Below are 19,086 nucleotides of genomic sequence, written 5' to 3'. Positions count from 1 at the left end.
ATGCCACAAGGGAAAATTGTAAAGGCTCTTAGTGGTTTTTACTACGTGCAAGATGGGGAGAGAGTCATCCAATGCAGAGGCAGAGGAGTTTTTCGGAAAAATAAAATTACCCCACTAGTTGGTGATGAAGTAGAGTATCAAGCGGAAAACGATAAGGAAGGATATATTTTAGATGTATATAACCGGAAAAATGAGCTAGTTAGACCGCCTATAAGTAATGTCGATCAAGCAATCCTTGTTTTTTCAGCGGTGGAGCCTGATTTTAGTTCAGTTCTTCTTGATCGGTTTCTCGTATTAATTGAAGCGAACGATATTGAGCCGATTATCGTCATTAGTAAAACCGATTTAATCGCTTCAGATGAGGTTCAGAAACTCGTTGAGGCTTATGCAAAGGATTATCAAAATATTGGGTATCAAGTATTGTTAACATCGACAATTGAGGGCGATTCTTTAGAAGCTCTACATCCTTTACTAGATGAAAAAATATCCGTTTTCGCTGGGCAATCTGGTGTTGGGAAGTCATCATTATTAAATGTTTTGCGCCCAGATTTAGGCTTGAAAACAAATGATATATCTACTCATCTTGGCCGTGGAAAACATACAACAAGACATGTGGAATTAATTTCAATAGGCACAGGCTATGTTGCAGATACACCAGGGTTTAGCTCATTAGATTTCACGGGAATTGAAGTTGAGGACTTAACATATTGCTTTCCAGAAATGAAAGAAAGAAGCAATAGCTGTAAGTTCCGTGGTTGTACTCATGTCAAGGAACCGAAATGTGCCATAAAAGCTGCCGTTGAAAGTGGAGAAATACCGAAATACCGCTATGATCATTACTTAACTTTTGTAGAGGAAATAAAAGATAGAAAGCCGAGGTACTAATTATGATTAAAATTGCACCATCTATTTTATCTGCAGACTTCTCAAAGCTAGGAGAGGAGATCAAGGATGTAGAAAAGGGCGGAGCTGATTATATCCATATCGATGTAATGGATGGTCACTTTGTACCTAACATTACAATTGGTCCGCTCATTGTCGATGCCATTCGTCCAATTACAAGCTTACCATTGGATGTTCATTTAATGATTGAACAGCCTGATCAATTTATTGAAGAGTTTGTTCGCGCTGGAGCAGATATTATTACCGTCCATGTTGAAGCGTGTAAACATCTTCATCGGACAATCCAATTAATTAAATCGAAAGGAATAAAGGCAGGGGTTGTTTTAAATCCCCATACACCAATTGAGTCAATTATCCACATCCTTGAAGATGTTGATATGGTTTTACTAATGACAGTAAATCCAGGCTTTGGTGGTCAAGCATTTATCCCACAAGTATTACCAAAAATTCGTCAATTATCAAAGATTATTAAAGAAAAGCAATTATCAATTGAAATAGAAGTAGACGGCGGGGTTAACGAAGAAACCGCAAAACAATGTGTTGATGCAGGTGCAACAGTTTTAGTGGCAGGATCTGCTATATACAACAAATCTGATCGACATCAGGCTATTCAACATTTAAAGCAAGCTGTTCTTTCATAAGCATAATAAGTTCTGACATAATTTTATGTCAGACTTTTTGCTATTCATACATAATTCAATTGTAAATAATCACTATTAAGATAATAAGATAAATAAAAATTTGGAGAGTACTATGAAGACAATAGCCTTAGTTTCTGGGGGACCAAAAGAAAATCTTCCATATTTAAATAATTTCAATCATCAAGATGTGACTTGGGTTGGGATCGATAAAGGAACCATTTACGTGAAAGAATGTGGCTTACCACTAGCCTATGCTTTTGGTGATTTTGACTCCATTTCTGAGAATGAAAAATTCAGTTTAACAGAAGAACAACAAAATATATCCATTTATCCTCCTGAAAAAGATAAAACAGATACTGAGCTTGCATTGGAATGGGCATTAACTCAAAAACCGAAATTGATTCAATTATTCGGTGCAACAGGCGGAAGACTAGATCATCTACTTGCTAATATTCATCTATTATTAATGGGATTGTCTACTGACACGAAAATTGAATTAATAGATTGCCAAAATCAAATCACCCTCTATAGACCTGGTACATATACAATAATGAAGCACAAGGATTGGAAATATATTTCCTTTATCCCCGTAAGTCAGGAAGTAAAAGGAATCACATTAATAGGCTTTAAATATCCGTTAAATAATTGTCATATCACGATGGGTTCTACATTATGTATAAGTAACGAACTCATTTGTGAACAAGGTACTTTTTCTTTTCTAGAAGGCATATTATTAATGGTAAGAAGTCGAGATTAATCCTTGTGGATCCAAAGGAATAGGTTCAAACGTCATTTTTCTTTTATATGATGAATATAATGCTATAGAACTGATAACATTTATTGTCTAAAAAATGATGATTTAGCTATTCACATTTTATTCGATTGTCATATTGTAATTACGTAATGTAAATAAGAAATTGGCGTCTTAAGAACCTTTGAACAAGCTAAAAAGCATGTTTAATGATTTGGTTGAGGAGGGAAACAATGAAATTTTATACGATTAAGCTACCGAAGTTTTTAGGGGGAATTGTTCGAGCTATGCTCGGTTCGTTTAAAAAGGATTAAGAAAAAAAGCACCGTAGCTTCGGTGCTTTTTTTCTTAGCTAATTCTCATATGAAAAATTAGCTAGGATGTAAAAAAGTGAGCGTATAATTAAACTCTCTCAACTTTACCTGATCTTAATGCTCGAGCAGATACATATACTTTTTTAGGTTTACCGTTTACTAAGATGCGAACTTTTTGAAGGTTTGCGCCCCAAGTACGTTTATTAGCGTTCATTGCGTGTGAACGAGCATTACCTGAGCGAGTTTTTCTACCAGTAATAACGCATTTACGTGCCATGTTATTCCCTCCTTACTACAAAAAAACCTATTCATTATACAATTATCATGTATATATCAAAGAGATACTTTAATAATTTATCATAAGTGACCTTATAATGCAATACTCACAATTCATGCATTCAAGAATTTTTCCTTGACATGATATAATTGTTTATGTTGTATAATATAAAGAAGTAAGAAATGACGTTCATTTCTTAGCAAAAAGGTTAATTAATTCCCTTTTTATGGATACGCATTCAAACTAGTAAGCAAATATTCATCATGAAATGATTTATTGCAATTATGAATGGTTCTTTCTTTTTTTTTTGAACATACTTGTAGTAGATAGTATACTGAGCACTTGTAGGAATGATTACCTTTTAAAATGAACCTGCTTATAGTAAAATAACAATAGCCAGAACGAACGATTCCTAAGGGGGAAAGATTATGTCCATTGAATTAAAAACGAAGTACGGGCAAATTGATATTTCAAACGAAGTCATTGCAACTGTTGCAGGTGGTGCTGCTATTGACTGCTATGGTATTGTTGGAATGGCGTCAAAGAATCAAATTAAAGACGGTCTAACTGAAATACTTGGAAGAGAAAACTTTAGCAGAGGCGTAATTGTTCGTCAGGAAGACGAATCTATTTTTATTGATATGTATATTATCGTCAGCTATGGTACAAAAATTTCTGAGGTCGCACATAACGTACAAACGAAAGTGAAATATACGTTAGATCAAACGGTCGGACTTGCAGTTGATTCCGTAAATATTTTTGTACAAGGTGTTCGAGTAGCGAACCCGTAGTAAGGAGGAAAAAACCTGTGTCTATTACAACATTAGATGGTACTCGTTTTGCAGAAATGATTTTGCAGGGTGCAAACCACCTCTCTAAAAATGCAAAATATGTTGATGCATTAAACGTTTTTCCAGTTCCAGATGGTGATACTGGAACGAATATGAATTTATCGATGACATCAGGAGCAAAAGAGGTAAGAAGCAATCCTTCAGCACATATTGGGAAGGTTGGTGTCGCTCTTTCCAAAGGTTTGCTGATGGGAGCGCGTGGAAATTCCGGTGTTATTTTGTCGCAATTATTTAGAGGCTTCTCGAAAGCAATTGAAACAAAATCTACAATTACTAGTGTAGAATTTGCTGCAGCACTTCAAGCAGGTGTTGATACTGCATATAAAGCAGTAATGAAACCTGTTGAAGGAACAATTCTTACTGTTGCAAAGGATGCTGCTAAAGCTGCTGTACTTGCTGCTGAAAACGAGCCATCGATTGATAAGCTTATGGAGATTACGTTAAAAGAAGCAGAAAAATCATTAAAAAGAACACCTGAACTTCTGCCTGTTTTAAAGGAAGTAGGAGTTGTTGATAGTGGTGGTCAAGGATTAGTATTTGTCTATGCAGGATTTTTAGCGGTCCTAAAAGGTGAGCAAGTTTCTAATGCAGTTGAATTGCCTTCAATGGATGAATTAGTGAATGCTGAACATCACAAAGGTGTGCAAGGCCATATTAATACAGAAGATATTGAATTTGGCTATTGTACAGAATTTATGGTTCGTTTTGAAGAGGGGAAAACTCCTTTTAATGAAGAAACGTTTAGAAATGATTTGAGTCAGTTCGGTGATTCATTACTTGTTATTGCTGATGATGAATTAGCTAAAGTACATATTCATGCAGAGTATCCTGGTGAAGTTTTATCATATGGACAAAAATATGGAAACCTCATAAATATGAAAATTGAAAATATGCGAAAACAACATACGGATATCGTTGGGGAAAAACAACAAACACTACCTAAAGAGCAGGAAACATCTGAAAAAAGCAAATATGGCATCGTGACGGTTACAATGGGTAAAGGAATTGCTGAATTATTTAAAAGCATCGGAGCAAATGTCGTCATTGAAGGTGGCCAGACGATGAATCCAAGTACAGAGGACATCGTTCAGGCAATACATGATGCAAATGCTGAGAATGTTATCATTCTCCCTAATAATTCAAACATTGTAATGGCTGCTAGACAGGCTGCATCCGTCGTGGAGGATGTTCACGTTATCGTTATTCCTTCAAAAACTGTCCCTCAAGGAATGGCATCCTTGCTTGCCTTTAATCCTACAGCAGAACCAGAAAACGTTGAGCATACTCTTAACGAAGCGCTTAAAAGCGTTAAGAGCGGGCAAATTACGTATGCTGTAAGGGATACAAATATTGATGGATTAGATATTTCAAAAGGTGATTTTATGGGGATTTTAGATGGTAAAATCATCATTACAGATCGAAATCAATTAGATGCATCAAAAAAATTGTTAACTGAAATGATTAAAGATGAAGAAATTTTAACGATTATTCAAGGTCAAGATGCTAGTGATGAAGAAGTAAATCAGCTAATTGCATTTGTTGAAGAACAGTTTGAGGATATTGAAGTAGAAGTTCATAAAGGGGAACAGCCTTTATATTCCTATATTTTTTCTGTTGAATAAGTTTACTAGAGACTCGGCTACTTGCCGAGTTTTTTTCTATAGGCGATGTAAAAGATGATTGTTGGTCTTTAAGCACTTTGTTGATTGGACGAACGGAAGCCGTCTGCATAGAATATCGTGTCCATAGGTGATCACATAGACTCGCAAAGACGGGAACGCTCCCAGAACCGCACGTGGAAAGCGAATCTCTGCAGAGGATTGCATCAACAAAATGGAAAAGCCTTAAGGAAAAACGAAGCGTAAAATTTGTACAGAAATCGATAAAATCTGATAGACTAATATTAAGGAAATTAAATTACATTGAACGAAATGGTGGTAAGGGGGGAAGTTGTATCTACACAATCATCGTTTGTGTGATGCAACATAGTCGTAATGAACACACTTAGTCAACCAATTTCAAGTCTAAAAGGTGTTGGTGACGAGACAGAACAGCTTTTAAACGAAATCGGTATTTATACAATAGAAGATTTACTGGAATATTTCCCATATCGCTATGAGGATAACAATTTAAAAGATTTAGCGGATGTAAATCATGAGGAACGGGTAACAGTTGAAGGGAAGGTTCATAGTGAACCATTGCTCACTTTTTTCGGTAAGAAAAAATCGCGATTAACGTTTCGCTTGTTGGTAGGAAGATATTTGGTAACAGTTACTTGTTTCAATCGTCCATATTTTAAAAAGAAGCTGGCGATAAACGGAATTGTAACTGTTTCAGGTAAATGGGACAAGCATCGTCAAACAATTACAGCTCAGGAGCTTACATTTGGTCCTAAAAAAAGCGAGAATGGTATTGAACCTGTTTATTCTGTTAAAGGCAAATTAACTGTAAAAGGTATGAGGAAATTCGTCTCGATTGCTTTAAACAGTTATTTAAACGATGTGAAGGAGCTATTGCCTCAAGAGTTATTGCAAAAATATAAATTATTACCGAGAAAAGAAGCGATAAAAATCGTTCACCATCCTGAGGTACATGAACAGTTAAATCAAGCAAGAAGAAGATTTATTTATGAGGAATTTTTATTATTTCAATTAAAGATGCAAGCTTTAAGAAAAGTGCAGCGTGAAAATTCAAAAGGATTAAACCACATTTTTCCTCAAGAAAAATTAGATGTTTTTATCGAATCACTTCCGTTTTCCCTTACTCAAGCACAATTAAGGGTAATAAATGAGATTTTAGTTGATATGAAGTCATCCTATCGAATGAATCGATTACTTCAAGGAGATGTTGGATCAGGTAAAACAGTAATAGCTGCCATTGCCTTTTATGCAGCAATATTATCTGGATATCAAGGAGCACTAATGGTGCCAACGGAAATATTAGCTGAACAGCATGCGGAATCATTGGTGAAGCTATTTGAACGCTTTGAAGTAAATGTTGAACTTTTAACTAGTTCAGTAAAAGGAAAACGTCGACGTGAATTACTAGAAAAATTGAAGAATAATGAAATTCAATTACTAATAGGTACTCATGCTCTTATTCAAGATGAAATCGAGTTTCATAAATTAGGTTTAGTCATAACCGATGAACAGCATCGATTCGGAGTCGAACAGCGGAGAATGCTCCGTGAAAAAGGAGAGCATACTGATGTCTTGTTCATGACAGCTACGCCAATCCCGAGGACGCTAGCGATTACAGCATTTGGAGAAATGGATGTCTCAGTCATTGATGAGCTACCTGCAGGTCGAAAAACTATTGAAACCTATTGGGTAAAACCAACGATGCTTGAGCGGATTTTAACATTTATAGAAAAGGAAGTTGCGAAGGGGCGTCAAGCATATGTTATCTGTCCGTTAATTGAAGAGTCAGAAAAGCTTGATGTTCAAAATGCGATTGATGTTCATAGCATGCTGACACATTTTTATAAAGGTCGCTATCAAGTTGGTCTTATGCATGGTCGATTATCCTCTGAGGAAAAAGATGAGGTGATGCGAAGCTTTAGTCAAAATAAAGTAAACATCTTAGTATCTACAACCGTAGTCGAAGTAGGTGTTAATGTTCCGAATGCAACAATCATGGTTATATATGACGCTGAGAGATTTGGTTTATCACAGCTTCATCAGCTTCGAGGACGAGTCGGACGTGGCAGTGAGCAATCTTATTGTATTTTATTATCTGATCCTAAATCAGAGGCAGGTAAAGAAAGAATGAAAATAATGACGGAAACAAATGATGGGTTTGTTTTATCGGAAAGAGATTTAGAATTAAGAGGTCCAGGAGACTTTTTTGGAAAAAAACAAAGTGGAATGCCAATTTTTAAAGTAGCAGACATGGTTCATGATTACCGTGCTTTGGAGGTTGCAAGACAAGATGCGGTTCATTTAATCCAATCAAAATCTTTTTGGAAAGATAGTAAGTATGAGGAATTAAGAAAATATTTAAGTCAAAGTGGAGTTTTGGATGGAGAAAAATTAGATTGATTTTACTCTAACGCTGTTTTCGAAATCGTTGTTTCTTTCCAACATCCATTCAGTTTTAAAAAAGGTTTTATTAAAAAGGATTAAAATAGGAACTCTCTAATTGCTAGAAGACTAGTTTTTAGACAGTTCCTATTTTTATGGTTGATAAATGAAATGATTAAGCACAAAGTGTTAAAAACCTATTAGAAAAGCGTTTAAATACGAATCTTTAAGCCTTAAGAATAACGCAAATGCTAAAGAAAAAAACAGACAAATAGATTAAACAAACATATTTTAAAATTGAAATATGTTGCATTCTAATTTTATTAACTATATACTACTATTAGTACCTAGTCTTAATAGTTCGGACGGTGTCATAAAAAATGAGAAAAAGTAAAAAAGAGAGACAAAATTTATTAAAAGAGACAATTTTAGAAACTCCTTTTATTACAGATGAAGAACTTGCTGAGAAATTTCAAGTAAGCATTCAAACAATTCGTTTAGATCGGTTAGAGCTATCTATTCCAGAACTAAGAGAACGAATTAAAAATGTAGCAGAAAAGAAACTAGATGATGAAGTGAAATCATTACATATAGAAGAGGTAATTGGAGAAATTATTGATCTTCAATTAGATGAATCAGCGATTTCTATTTTGGAAATCAAAAAAGAGCATGTCTTTAGCAGAAATCAAATAGCTCGTGGACACCATATTTTTGCTCAAGCAAACTCATTAGCAGTAGCAGTAATAGATGACGAATTAGCATTGACAGCTAAAGCAAATATTCGATTTACTCGGCAGGTTAAAGAAAATGAGCGGGTCGTTGCGAAAGCGAAGGTTCTGAAAAAAGAGGTTGAAAAAGGCCGTACATTAGTTGAAGTGAACAGTTTTGTTGGAAGTGAACTAGTTTTTTCAGGTGAGTTTGATATGTATCGCTCAAATTTAATACAAGGTAGGGATTCTTAATGAAGTTAGCGATCGATGCTATGGGTGGAGATAATGCTCCTAATGCGATTGTCGAAGGTGTAATGAAAGCAGTTGGAGCATTTTCGGATTTAGAAGTTACATTAGTTGGAAATGAAGAGAAAATTAAGCCACTTCTAACCGATAGTACAAGAATATCGATTCTCCATACAGAAGAGGTAATCGAAGGTACAGATGAGCCCGTGAGAGCAGTTAGAAGAAAAAAGAATGCTTCGATGGTATTAATGGCAAACGAGGTAAAAGAAGGTCGCGCTGACGGCTGTATTTCTGCTGGTAATACTGGCGCTCTTATGACCGCTGGATTATTGATTGTGGGCCGTATTGAAGGAATAGAACGCCCTGCTTTATCTCCTACATTACCAACTTTAGATGGGAAGGGATTTTTATTTTTGGATGTTGGAGCAAATGTTGATGCAAAACCTGAACATCTTCTTCAATATGCAATAATGGGATCTGTTTATGCAGAAAGAGTTCGAGGGATCGCAAACCCACGTATTGGTTTATTAAATGTTGGTACAGAGGATAAAAAAGGAAATGACTTAACAAAGCAAACATTCCAGCTATTAAAAGAAACTCAGTCATTAAACTTCATTGGAAATGTTGAATCAAGGGATTTAATGGAATCTGTCGCAGATGTAGTCGTGACTGATGGGTTTACGGGAAATATTGCGTTAAAAACGATTGAAGGTACAGCTTTATCAGTATTTACGATGTTAAAAACGGCGTTAACAAGCAATTTGAAATCAAAAATCGCTGCAAGTATCCTAAAACCGCAATTAAAAATCATTAAACAGCAAATGGATTATTCTGAATATGGGGGAGCTGCATTATTTGGTTTAAAGGCTCCTGTCATAAAGGCACATGGTTCTTCTGATCCAAATGCCATTTACAATGCAATTAGACAAACAAGAGATATGATTTCCAATCAAGTAGCGGAAAAAATTTATGCATCTCTCGAACATAAATAATGTTTAGTAAATCTAGTAATAGGGGGATTTAATAATGACAAAAACTGCATTTGTATTTCCTGGACAAGGTTCACAAGTAGTTGGAATGGGAAAAGACCTGTATGACAATGTCCAAGAATCAAGAGAAATCTTTCATAAAGCAGATGAACAATTAAACGAAAAACTAACTGAATTAATATTTGAAGGTCCACAAGATACGTTAACATTAACATATAATGCCCAACCTGCACTATTAACAACTAGCATTGCAGTATTAGAGCATTTTTCCCGTGAAGGAATAAAGGCCGATTATGTTGCTGGTCATAGTCTTGGTGAATATACAGCATTAGTAGCCGCTGGTGTATTGTCATTTGAAGATGCTGTTTATGCTGTAAAGAAACGTGGACAATTTATGGATCAAGCTGTTCCGGCTGGTCAAGGTGCTATGGCAGCAATTTTAGGAATGCCTGCAGCAGACCTCGAAAAAATAACAGAAGAGGTTACAGAATCCGGATATTCCGTGCAGTTAGCAAATTTAAATTGCCCAGGTCAAATCGTTATTTCTGGTACGGCAATGGGTGTTGAGAAAGCTTCAGCTATCGCAAAGGAAAAGGGTGCAAAACGAGCGATACCACTTGAGGTGAGTGGTCCTTTCCATTCGGAGCTAATGAAGCCTGCAGCAAACCAATTACAGGACGTTTTATCTGAATTGAACTTTCATGATGCAAAAATCCCTGTTGTCGCAAATGTAACGGCAGAATCGGTTTATCGTCAGGATGAAATAAAAGAATTGCTTGTTAAACAGTTATACTCTCCTGTAAGATGGGAAGAATCTGTAAGAGCGATGATCGATAATGGTGTAACGACATTTATTGAAATAGGACCTGGAAAGGTTTTATCAGGGCTAGTAAAGAAAATAGACCGTTCTGTAAATGTACTAGCAATATCAGATAGAGAAACAATGAATGCAACGATAAGTAAGCTAAAGGGGGAATCCTAATGTTGGAGAACAAAGTAGCTCTAGTAACTGGTGCATCAAGAGGCATTGGTAAAGCAATTGCTATAGAACTTGCAAAAAATGGCGCAAGTGTTGCTGTGAATTATGCTGGTAATGAGGCAAAAGCAAACGAAGTTGTTGATGAGATTAAAGCAAATGGTGGAAATGCTTTTGCAATTCGTGCCGACGTTTCCAACGCTGATGACGTAACTGACATGATTAAGCAGGTAATTAGTCAATATGGACAGCTTGATATTCTTGTAAATAACGCAGGAATTACTAGAGATAATTTAATCATGCGAATGAAGGATTCTGAATGGGATGACGTAATAAATACGAATTTGAAGGGTGTCTTCCTCTGCACAAAAGGAGTAACTCGTCAAATGATGAAGCAACGCTCTGGTCGTATAATTAATATTACCTCTGTAGTAGGTGTGAGCGGTAACCCAGGTCAAGCAAACTATGTAGCAGCAAAAGCCGGAGTTATTGGATTAACGAAAACTTCTGCAAAAGAATTAGCATCTAGAAATATTACAGTTAACGCAGTTGCTCCAGGATTTATTACGACGGATATGACCGATGAACTAACGGATGATTTAAAAGCCGAAATGCTCAAGCAAATCCCATTGGCAAAATTAGGTGAACCTAGTGATATCGCGAATATCGTTACATTCATTGCTTCTGAAAAAAGCAAGTATATTACTGGTCAAACGTTCCATGTCAATGGCGGCATGATTATGTAACCATAGATCGTTGATATACTTAACGTTCAATGCATTTTTTCTAGATTTGCTTATAAAAATAAAAAATGCTAGGATGTTAACTAGTTTTTCTATGAAAGATCACTTATAATACTTGAGGGGAGGTGAAGGAAAATGGCAGATGTTTTAGAACGTGTAACAAAGATTATCGTTGACCGCTTAGGCGTTGATGAAGCAGAGGTAAAACTTGAGTCTTCATTCAAAGATGATCTTGGTGCAGATTCCCTAGATGTAGTTGAGCTTGTTATGGAACTTGAAGATGAGTTCGATATGGAGATTTCTGACGAAGATGCAGAAAAAATCGGTACAGTGGGTGACGCTGTTAACTACATAAATAGCAAACAATAAGAAAGTGTAAGAGACTGTTTAACCAAAGTCTATTCTTTAATGGCGACGAATTGCATGATTATGTAAATAGTTGAATGGATTCTTGCCTGAAAAGGAAGTTGACTTTATCGGTTGTATAACAGTCTCTTCCCCTTTTTTGACCTTAGATAATATGAGAATATTGCAATGGATATACTAATCCAGGATGATGATAAAAGTATTGTCATCAATACCGAAGTCTCTATAAGCCTCTCCATAATTAAAGGTATGAACCTTTTATTATGAAGTGACTTATCGCGATTAGGTCCTTATGTTCATGTTGCAAGAAAAATGGAGGTACCTATGCCAAAACATATTAATTATAAAGAGAGAAGGAACTTTGCAAAAAAGGCAGAGGAATTTAAAAAATTCCAAGAACGGATTGGTCATCACTTTCAAAATGAGAAGCTTTTGTATCAAGCCTTTACACATTCTTCATATGTAAATGAGCATCGGAAAAAACCTTATGAAGATAATGAAAGATTAGAGTTTTTGGGGGATGCAGTTTTAGAGCTGACAATTTCTCAATTTCTTTATAAAAAATACCCGATGATGAGTGAAGGGGAATTAACGAAACTACGTGCAGCAATCGTCTGCGAACCATCTTTAGTATCATTTGCAAATGCTCTTTCCTTTGGAACGCTTGTTTTATTAGGGAAAGGGGAGGAAATGACAGGCGGGCGGACACGTCCTGCTTTACTTGCAGATGTTTTTGAAGCGTTTATTGGTGCATTATTTTTAGACCAAGGCTTAGATGCAGTTATTCGCTTTTTAGACGATTTCGTTATTCCGAAAATTAATGAAGGTGCATTTTCACATGTTATGGACTTTAAAAGTCAGCTTCAAGAGCATGTACAACGAGATACAAAAGGTGTACTAGAATATAAAATTCTTCAAGAACGTGGGCCAGCACATAATCGTGAATTTATTTCAACTGTTTCATTAGATGGAGTTGTTTATGGTACAGGGAGTGGAAGATCAAAGAAGGAAGCAGAGCAACATGCCGCTCAAGAAGCTCTTTCAAAACTTCAACAAATGAATAAATAGTACCGAGGGCATACCAGTGTTCAGATCATATTATCCATACCTATCATTCGTTATTAGGTAAATATGACCCGTTCCTAAGGTTGCCCTTTTTTAATCAAAAATGACTGTTCGCTCTAAAATCATTCATGTCCTTAATATTTGTTAAAAAGAAGTCACCTTTAGTCGACATATTATGATAAAATATGAAAAGATTTGTCGTGTACGAGATTTAAGTACAGAAGAAAATATGTAAGGAGGATCACAATGTTCCTCAAACGATTGGATATTGTAGGATTCAAGTCCTTTGCTGAACGAGTAACCGTTGATTTTGTAAAAGGGGTTACAGCAGTAGTTGGACCAAATGGTAGTGGAAAAAGTAATATAACAGATGGAATTAGATGGGTACTAGGTGAGCAATCAGCAAAATCACTTCGTGGCTCTAAAATGGAAGATATCATTTTTGCTGGTAGTGATACGAGAAAAGGTCTAAATGTTGCCGAGGTTACCCTTACATTAGATAACGAGGATCATTTTCTCCCGATCGATTTTCAGGAAGTAAGTGTTACAAGAAGAGTATATCGTTCGGGAGAAAGTGAATTTTTTATTAATAAGCAAAGCTGTCGCTTAAAGGATATCGTCGATTTATTTATGGATTCAGGTTTAGGGAAAGAAGCTTTCTCGATTATAAGTCAAGGGAAGGTTGAGGAAATCCTTAGCAGTAAATCTGAAGAACGTCGAAGTATTTTTGAAGAAGCAGCTGGAGTATTGAAATATAAATCAAGAAAGAAAAAGGCTGAATATAAATTAGCTGAAACACAGGAAAATTTAAATAGAGTACAAGATATTTTACATGAATTGGAAAGCCAAGTTGAACCTTTGAAAATTCAGGCATCCATTGCAAAAGACTATCTTCAACAAAAAGAAGAGCTGGAAAAAATCGAGGTAGCACTTACTGTTTTTGAAATAGAAGAGCTCCATACGAAATATGAAGCACTAGCAAAATCCGTTGAAGAAGGAAAAGATCAAGAGTTAGAGCTTACATCAACGATCCAAAAAAGAGAAGCTGAAGTCGAAAAGATGCGTGACCATATTACAGCATTAGATGATTCGATTGATGAGTTGCAACAGGTTCTTTTGCTGGCTAGTGAAGAATTAGAAAAATTAGAAGGCCGAAAAGAAGTCTTAAAAGAAAGAAAGAAAAATGCGCATCAAAATAAAGAACAATTAACGAAAACAATTGAAGAACTAAAGGAACGAATTGAGCAATTAACAGCCGAAAAGGAAGAGCAGGAGTCACAATACACCACGTATAAGTCTGAGCTCCAACAAATCAAACACGACCTACAGGAAAAACAGAAGCTCATGACTTCCTTTAATCAAAATATTGAAGAGCTAATTGAAGATTTAAAAAGCGAATATTTTGAATTGCTAAATGAACAAGCAACAGCTCGAAATGAGCTGCAATATATCGATGACCAGTTAAGTCAGCAGGAAACAAAAAATGCTAGATTATTAGATTCAAATATGCGCTATGTTACGGAACGCCAAGAAATCATTGAAAAGCGCACAAAAATAGAAGCAAAATACGCACAAATTGAAGCGCAATTAGCAGAGCAAATTAAAGGCTTCCGTGATACACAAAATAAACTCGAAAACTTGAAAAACGCTTATCAAAAGAAAGAATCAACTTTATATCAAGCATATCAAATTCTTCAGCAAACTCGTTCAAGAAAAGAAGTTTTAGAATCGATGCAAGAAGACTATGCAGGATTCTTTCAAGGTGTTAAAGAAATATTAAAGGCGAAGGACAAGCTTGAAGGTATTCACGGTGCAGTTGCTGAATTAATTTCAACAGAAAAACAATATGAAGTAGCGATAGAAATTGCCTTGAGCAGTTCCCTTCAGCATGTTGTTGTAGAGGATGAATCATCAGCACGTAAAGCGATTCAATTTTTAAAGCAGCATTCATATGGACGTGCGACATTCTTACCGCTTTCAGTCATAAAGGAGCGTTCGATAAGTGCTCATGACTTAAAGGTAATTGAGACTCATCCAGCCTTTGTTGGGATTGCAACGAATCTTGTAACCTATCAACAACAGTTTAAATCAATCATCGGAAATTTATTAGGGACAGTCATTGTGACAGCAGATTTAAAAGGTGCGAATGAGATAGCAAAGCTTATGAACTACCGTTATCGACTTGTCACTCTACAAGGTGATGTCGTGAATCCAGGTGGTTCAATGACTGGTGGTGCTGTAAAGCAAAAAAATAATTCCCTTTTAAGCCGTGGTCGCGAATTGGAAGTAATTAATGAAAAGCTGACAGATATGGAAGAAAAAACGGCCAAGCTTGAGGAAGATGTAAAAGCGGCAAAAGCTACGATCCAAGAGTATGAAATAAATTTAGAAAATTTACGTACTGCCGGTGAACAATTGCGAATTGAAGAGCAAAAGGTTCGCAGTGAAATGCGAGAAATTGAGCTAAATGAAAAAAATATTAATGACCATCTTAAGCTTTATGATGCGGAAAGAGAAACCTTTGAATCTGAAAAGGAAAAGTTTTCTGCAAGGAAAGATGAATTAAATAAAAATCTCTTAGAAATTTCCGCAAAGCTTGAAAAGCTAGATAAAGAGATCGAAGAAATGTCTGCGAAAAAGGCAACAGAGTTAAGCTCAAAAGAGGAATTGCAAAATGAAGTAACTGAGTTAAAGGTGATTCTTGCGAGCAAGCAGCAGGTTTATGAAAACCAAAAGGAAAAGGTTGAACGGATAAATCAGGACCTTGAACAAACAAGACAAAAATTCAAGGAAGCTGAGGAAGATTTCTCATTATTATCATCAGAAATGAATTCAAGCTCTTCTGGGGAAGAAAAGCTTGAAGAAGCAGCAAAGAAAAAGCTGCAGGATAAAACAAAAACGCTCGAATTAATTTCCTCAAGACGTGAGGAAAGACTACAGCTTCAAGCTAAATTAGAGGATGAAGAGCGAGAATTAAAGGAATTAAAGCGACAAGAAAAGCAATTCCAAGAAACATTAAAGGATGAAGAGGTAAAATTAAACCGTCTCGATGTTGAATTAGATAATCGCCTCAATCACCTTCGCGAGGAGTACATGTTAACCTATGAAGGCGCGAAAGAACAGTATACATTAGAAATTGACCCTCAAGAGGCAAGAAAACGAGTGAAATTAATCAAACTTGCAATTGAAGAGCTAGGAACGGTAAACTTAGGGGCAATTGATGAATATGAACGCGTATCTGAACGGTATACGTTTTTAAATGAACAACGAGATGATTTAACAGAAGCGAAGGATACATTATATCAGGTTATTGATGAAATGGATGACGAAATGAAAAAGAGATTTGAACAAACCTTTAATGAAATTCGTTCCCATTTTGAACCTGTTTTCCAAGCGCTTTTTGGCGGTGGACGTGCTGAATTAAAATTAACAGACCCAAATGACTTGTTAAACACAGGTGTCGACATTGTTGCACAGCCACCTGGGAAAAAGCTCCAAAATCTTGGACTACTTTCTGGAGGAGAGCGCGCTTTAACTGCGATTGCGTTATTATTTGCCATCATTAAAGTTAGACCTGTTCCATTTTGTGTTCTTGATGAGGTAGAGGCTGCCCTTGATGAAGCAAATGTATTTCGCTTTGCACAATATTTGAAAAAATTTAGTCATGAAACTCAATTTATTGTGATTACACACCGAAAAGGTACGATGGAAGAGGCGGACGTCCTCTACGGTGTCACAATGCAGGAATCTGGTGTTTCGAAGCTAGTGTCTGTTAGATTAGAGGAAACAAATGAACTAATACAATCGAGCTGAAAGGACGAACATGTATGAGTTTTTTTAAAAAGCTTAAAGAAAAAATTACCCAACAAAAGGATAGTGTGACAGAAAAATTTAAAGAAGGTTTAACGAAAACAAGGGATTCATTTGCAGGAAAAATGAATGATCTTGTTGCGAAGTATCGTAAAGTCGATGAGGATTTCTTTGAAGAGCTTGAGGAGCTTTTGATCACTGCAGATGTTGGCGTATCAACAGTAATGGATTTAATTGATGAATTAAAAATGGAAGTGAAACGTCGTAATATTCAAGACACGAAAGAGGTCCAAGCCGTTATTTCTGAAAAGCTAGTTGAGATTTATCAAGGTGACCAAGAAGAAAAAAGCAATGAGCTAAATGTACAGGATGGACAGCTGAATGTTGTTCTATTTGTAGGTGTAAATGGTGTTGGAAAAACGACAACGATTGGTAAATTAGCACATAAGCTTAAAAGTGAAGGGAAGTCTGTTCTTTTAGCAGCTGGAGATACGTTTAGAGCAGGAGCAATCGAGCAATTAGAGGTGTGGGGCGAACGGGTAGGTGTTGATGTTATTAAACAATCTGAAGGCTCTGACCCTGCAGCAGTTATGTATGATGCCGTACAAGCAGCTAAAGCACGTAAAGTAGATGTCCTATTATGTGATACAGCTGGAAGACTACAAAATAAAGTCAATCTTATGAAAGAGCTTGAAAAGGTGAAGCGTGTCATCGAAAAGGAAATACCAGGTGCACCACATGAGGTATTGCTTGTTTTAGATGCAACAACAGGGCAAAATGCAATGACACAAGCGAAGCAATTTTCACAAGCAACAAATGTAACAGGAATTGTCTTGACAAAACTTGATGGAACCGCAAAAGGTGGTATCGTTTTAGCGATTAAAGGAGAGCTTGATATTCCTGTGAAATTAGTCGGTCTTGGAGAAAAAATGGACGACCTGCAAGAATTTAATACAGAACAGTATGTATATGGTCTTTTCTCTGGGATTATTGAAGAGGAAGAGGAATAACAGATACACATATGTGACGATTAAAAAGAGTTACCTACGATAGGTAGCTCTTTTTTTTGTCGGTGATGAAGTCAAAACTGCATGCAAAGAACGCGAATGTTGTAATAAAATCAAACAGAAGTATAGGATTACCGTTTTGAGGATTTTTTCAGTGGCTTTGAATCCTTATATATTAAATAGACGCTACTTTTTCTTTCATTTTCTATATATAACATATGAGAAAATATTTTTATGAAGAAAGGGAAGTGTTTAAAAATGGCAAAATATCGAATGATACGTACGAACCTTTGGAATAACCCGATTGTAGAGGAAGAAATGATGCCTGAGGAAAAATATTTTTACCTTTACCTTCTTACTAATCCACGTACAACACAAATTGGCATTTATCGTATAACGATCAAGCAAATTGCATTTTCATTAGGATTTCCGATTGATAGTGTCAAACTGTTAATGGACCGGTTCATTTATCATTATAAGCTAATCCGCTATAATCCGGAGACAAGGGAGCTCGCAATAAAAAATTGGGGGAAAGAGAATCAACTGAAGGGCGGGAAGCCTGTAATGGATTGTATAACGAAGGAATTAAAAGAAGTCAACGACATTTCGCTTATTCAATATGTTTCAGAATCGATCGATAGACAGGAAATTCGCAATCTCTATGAATCCTTTTGTAAATCTGGAAATTCCTTTAACAAGGAAGAGTGTGACGAAAATGAGGAGCATGCATGTCAAGGACCTGAATGTAATGAATCTAATGAAGCTTCATTGTACCTTTTTACGATACGTGGGGAAAAAGAAAAACAAAAAGAAAAAGAAAAACAAAAAGAAAATAAAAAAGAAAAACAACAACAAAAACAACAAGAGCTTTCCCCTAATTTAGAGAATGATCCGAATCGAGAGGAACAATCAAAAATAGAGAATCATGTAAAACTTCAAAAATCAAAACATGTGAAAGACATTGTTGAGTTTTGGGACAACAATGGATTCGGAGTTTCAAATATTCATGCAAAAGAGCAGTTGTTGTTGTGGTTAGATGAGCAAAGCTTTTCACAGCCTAAAGATGTGATTTTAAAAGCTTTAGAGATATCTTGTGCAAATAACAAGCGGAGGTTGAACTATGTCGTTGGAATTCTTAAAAATTGGAAAAATAGCTCATTACTAACTGTTGAAGCAATTGAAGCCGAAGAGCGAAACGAACGGCATGTACGATCTAAGCAATCAACCGAAGCAACTCCTGCTGGAAGAGCTATTCCAAGTGGCTTTACTCTTGATATTACAGCAGGTGAAGATGGGTACTGACAAAAGGTTATTATTTAAGCTTGATGAAGAGAATATTCCTGTATAAGGAACTAGGATTAGCCTTAATAGCTAGAAAGTAGCCAGCATAAGAAATCACGGACAATTTATGAATG

General features: G+C 36.0%; 17 protein-coding genes. 16 read left to right on the top strand and 1 reads right to left on the bottom strand.

What is annotated here, in order from left to right; genetic code table 11:
- From rsgA to spoVM, 4 genes are all read left to right on the top strand, one after another.
- Complete coding sequence (gene rsgA / locus ACTJJ9_RS08630; RefSeq protein ID WP_440768586.1) at positions 1–885, top strand: ribosome small subunit-dependent GTPase A; 885 nt, start codon at positions 1–3, stop codon at positions 883–885.
- A 2-nt stretch (positions 886–887) separates the two neighbouring features.
- On the top strand, positions 888–1,544 hold the full coding sequence (gene rpe, locus ACTJJ9_RS08625; RefSeq protein WP_095298756.1) for a ribulose-phosphate 3-epimerase: 657 nt from the start codon (positions 888–890) through the stop codon (positions 1,542–1,544).
- Positions 1,545–1,656: 112 nt separating this feature from the next.
- Positions 1,657–2,301 (top strand): thiamine diphosphokinase, encoded by a 645-nt coding sequence (locus ACTJJ9_RS08620; RefSeq protein WP_412963165.1) that lies wholly within the window; start codon positions 1,657–1,659, stop codon positions 2,299–2,301.
- A 227-nt stretch (positions 2,302–2,528) separates the two neighbouring features.
- Positions 2,529–2,609: a stage V sporulation protein SpoVM gene (spoVM, locus tag ACTJJ9_RS08615; protein ID WP_003328987.1), complete on the top strand. Its 81-nt coding sequence runs from the start codon at positions 2,529–2,531 to the stop codon at positions 2,607–2,609.
- 88 nt (positions 2,610–2,697) lie between these two features.
- Here the strand turns inward: spoVM and rpmB are convergent, their stop codons facing one another.
- Positions 2,698–2,886 carry a 50S ribosomal protein L28 gene (rpmB, locus tag ACTJJ9_RS08610; RefSeq protein WP_095298752.1) on the bottom strand — a complete coding sequence of 63 codons (189 nt, stop codon included), beginning with the start codon at positions 2,884–2,886 and terminating at the stop codon, positions 2,698–2,700.
- Positions 2,887–3,314: 428 nt separating this feature from the next.
- Here rpmB and ACTJJ9_RS08605 point away from each other — a divergent pair, with 428 nt between their 5' ends.
- The 12 genes from ACTJJ9_RS08605 to ACTJJ9_RS08550 all read left to right on the top strand — a co-directional run bounded on the left by ACTJJ9_RS08605 (position 3,315) and on the right by ACTJJ9_RS08550 (position 18,973).
- Complete coding sequence (locus ACTJJ9_RS08605; protein ID WP_145580911.1) at positions 3,315–3,677, top strand: Asp23/Gls24 family envelope stress response protein; 363 nt, start codon at positions 3,315–3,317, stop codon at positions 3,675–3,677.
- A gap of 17 nt (positions 3,678–3,694) precedes the next feature.
- On the top strand, positions 3,695–5,359 hold the full coding sequence (locus tag ACTJJ9_RS08600; RefSeq protein ID WP_145580912.1) for a DAK2 domain-containing protein: 1,665 nt from the start codon (positions 3,695–3,697) through the stop codon (positions 5,357–5,359).
- A gap of 372 nt (positions 5,360–5,731) precedes the next feature.
- Positions 5,732–7,777, top strand: coding sequence for an ATP-dependent DNA helicase RecG (gene recG / locus ACTJJ9_RS08595; RefSeq protein WP_145580913.1), 2,046 nt, complete (start codon positions 5,732–5,734; stop codon positions 7,775–7,777).
- Between the two features lie 362 nt (positions 7,778–8,139).
- On the top strand, positions 8,140–8,721 hold the full coding sequence (gene fapR, locus ACTJJ9_RS08590) for a transcription factor FapR (protein WP_095298746.1): 582 nt from the start codon (positions 8,140–8,142) through the stop codon (positions 8,719–8,721).
- A complete protein-coding gene (plsX, locus tag ACTJJ9_RS08585; RefSeq protein ID WP_145580914.1) occupies positions 8,721–9,707 on the top strand; it encodes a phosphate acyltransferase PlsX in 987 nt (328 codons plus the stop codon). Before fapR ends, plsX begins: the two co-directional genes overlap by 1 nt.
- 34 nt (positions 9,708–9,741) lie before the next feature.
- Complete coding sequence (gene fabD, locus ACTJJ9_RS08580) at positions 9,742–10,686, top strand: ACP S-malonyltransferase (protein ID WP_145580915.1); 945 nt, start codon at positions 9,742–9,744, stop codon at positions 10,684–10,686.
- Positions 10,686–11,426 carry a 3-oxoacyl-[acyl-carrier-protein] reductase gene (gene fabG, locus ACTJJ9_RS08575; RefSeq protein ID WP_095298740.1) on the top strand — a complete coding sequence of 247 codons (741 nt, stop codon included), beginning with the start codon at positions 10,686–10,688 and terminating at the stop codon, positions 11,424–11,426. The genes fabD and fabG overlap by 1 nt, the downstream gene beginning before the upstream one ends.
- A 132-nt stretch (positions 11,427–11,558) precedes the next feature.
- On the top strand, positions 11,559–11,792 hold the full coding sequence (gene acpP, locus ACTJJ9_RS08570) for an acyl carrier protein (protein WP_095298738.1): 234 nt from the start codon (positions 11,559–11,561) through the stop codon (positions 11,790–11,792).
- A 321-nt stretch (positions 11,793–12,113) separates the two neighbouring features.
- A complete protein-coding gene (rnc, locus tag ACTJJ9_RS08565) occupies positions 12,114–12,857 on the top strand; it encodes a ribonuclease III (protein WP_145580916.1) in 744 nt (247 codons plus the stop codon).
- 243 nt (positions 12,858–13,100) lie between these two features.
- Positions 13,101–16,667 (top strand): chromosome segregation protein SMC, encoded by a 3,567-nt coding sequence (smc, locus tag ACTJJ9_RS08560; RefSeq protein WP_145580917.1) that lies wholly within the window; start codon positions 13,101–13,103, stop codon positions 16,665–16,667.
- A gap of 14 nt (positions 16,668–16,681) precedes the next feature.
- Positions 16,682–17,674 (top strand): signal recognition particle-docking protein FtsY, encoded by a 993-nt coding sequence (gene ftsY / locus ACTJJ9_RS08555; RefSeq protein WP_145580918.1) that lies wholly within the window; start codon positions 16,682–16,684, stop codon positions 17,672–17,674.
- A 255-nt stretch (positions 17,675–17,929) separates the two neighbouring features.
- On the top strand, positions 17,930–18,973 hold the full coding sequence (locus ACTJJ9_RS08550; RefSeq protein WP_255451805.1) for a DnaD domain protein: 1,044 nt from the start codon (positions 17,930–17,932) through the stop codon (positions 18,971–18,973).
- The last annotated feature ends 113 nt before the right edge of the window (positions 18,974–19,086 follow it).

This window comes from Metabacillus sp. 22489, assembly GCF_052044855.1.
GTDB classification, from domain to species: domain Bacteria; phylum Bacillota; class Bacilli; order Bacillales; family Bacillaceae; genus Metabacillus; species Metabacillus niabensis.
This window is presented reverse-complemented; position numbering and strand designations above follow the sequence as displayed.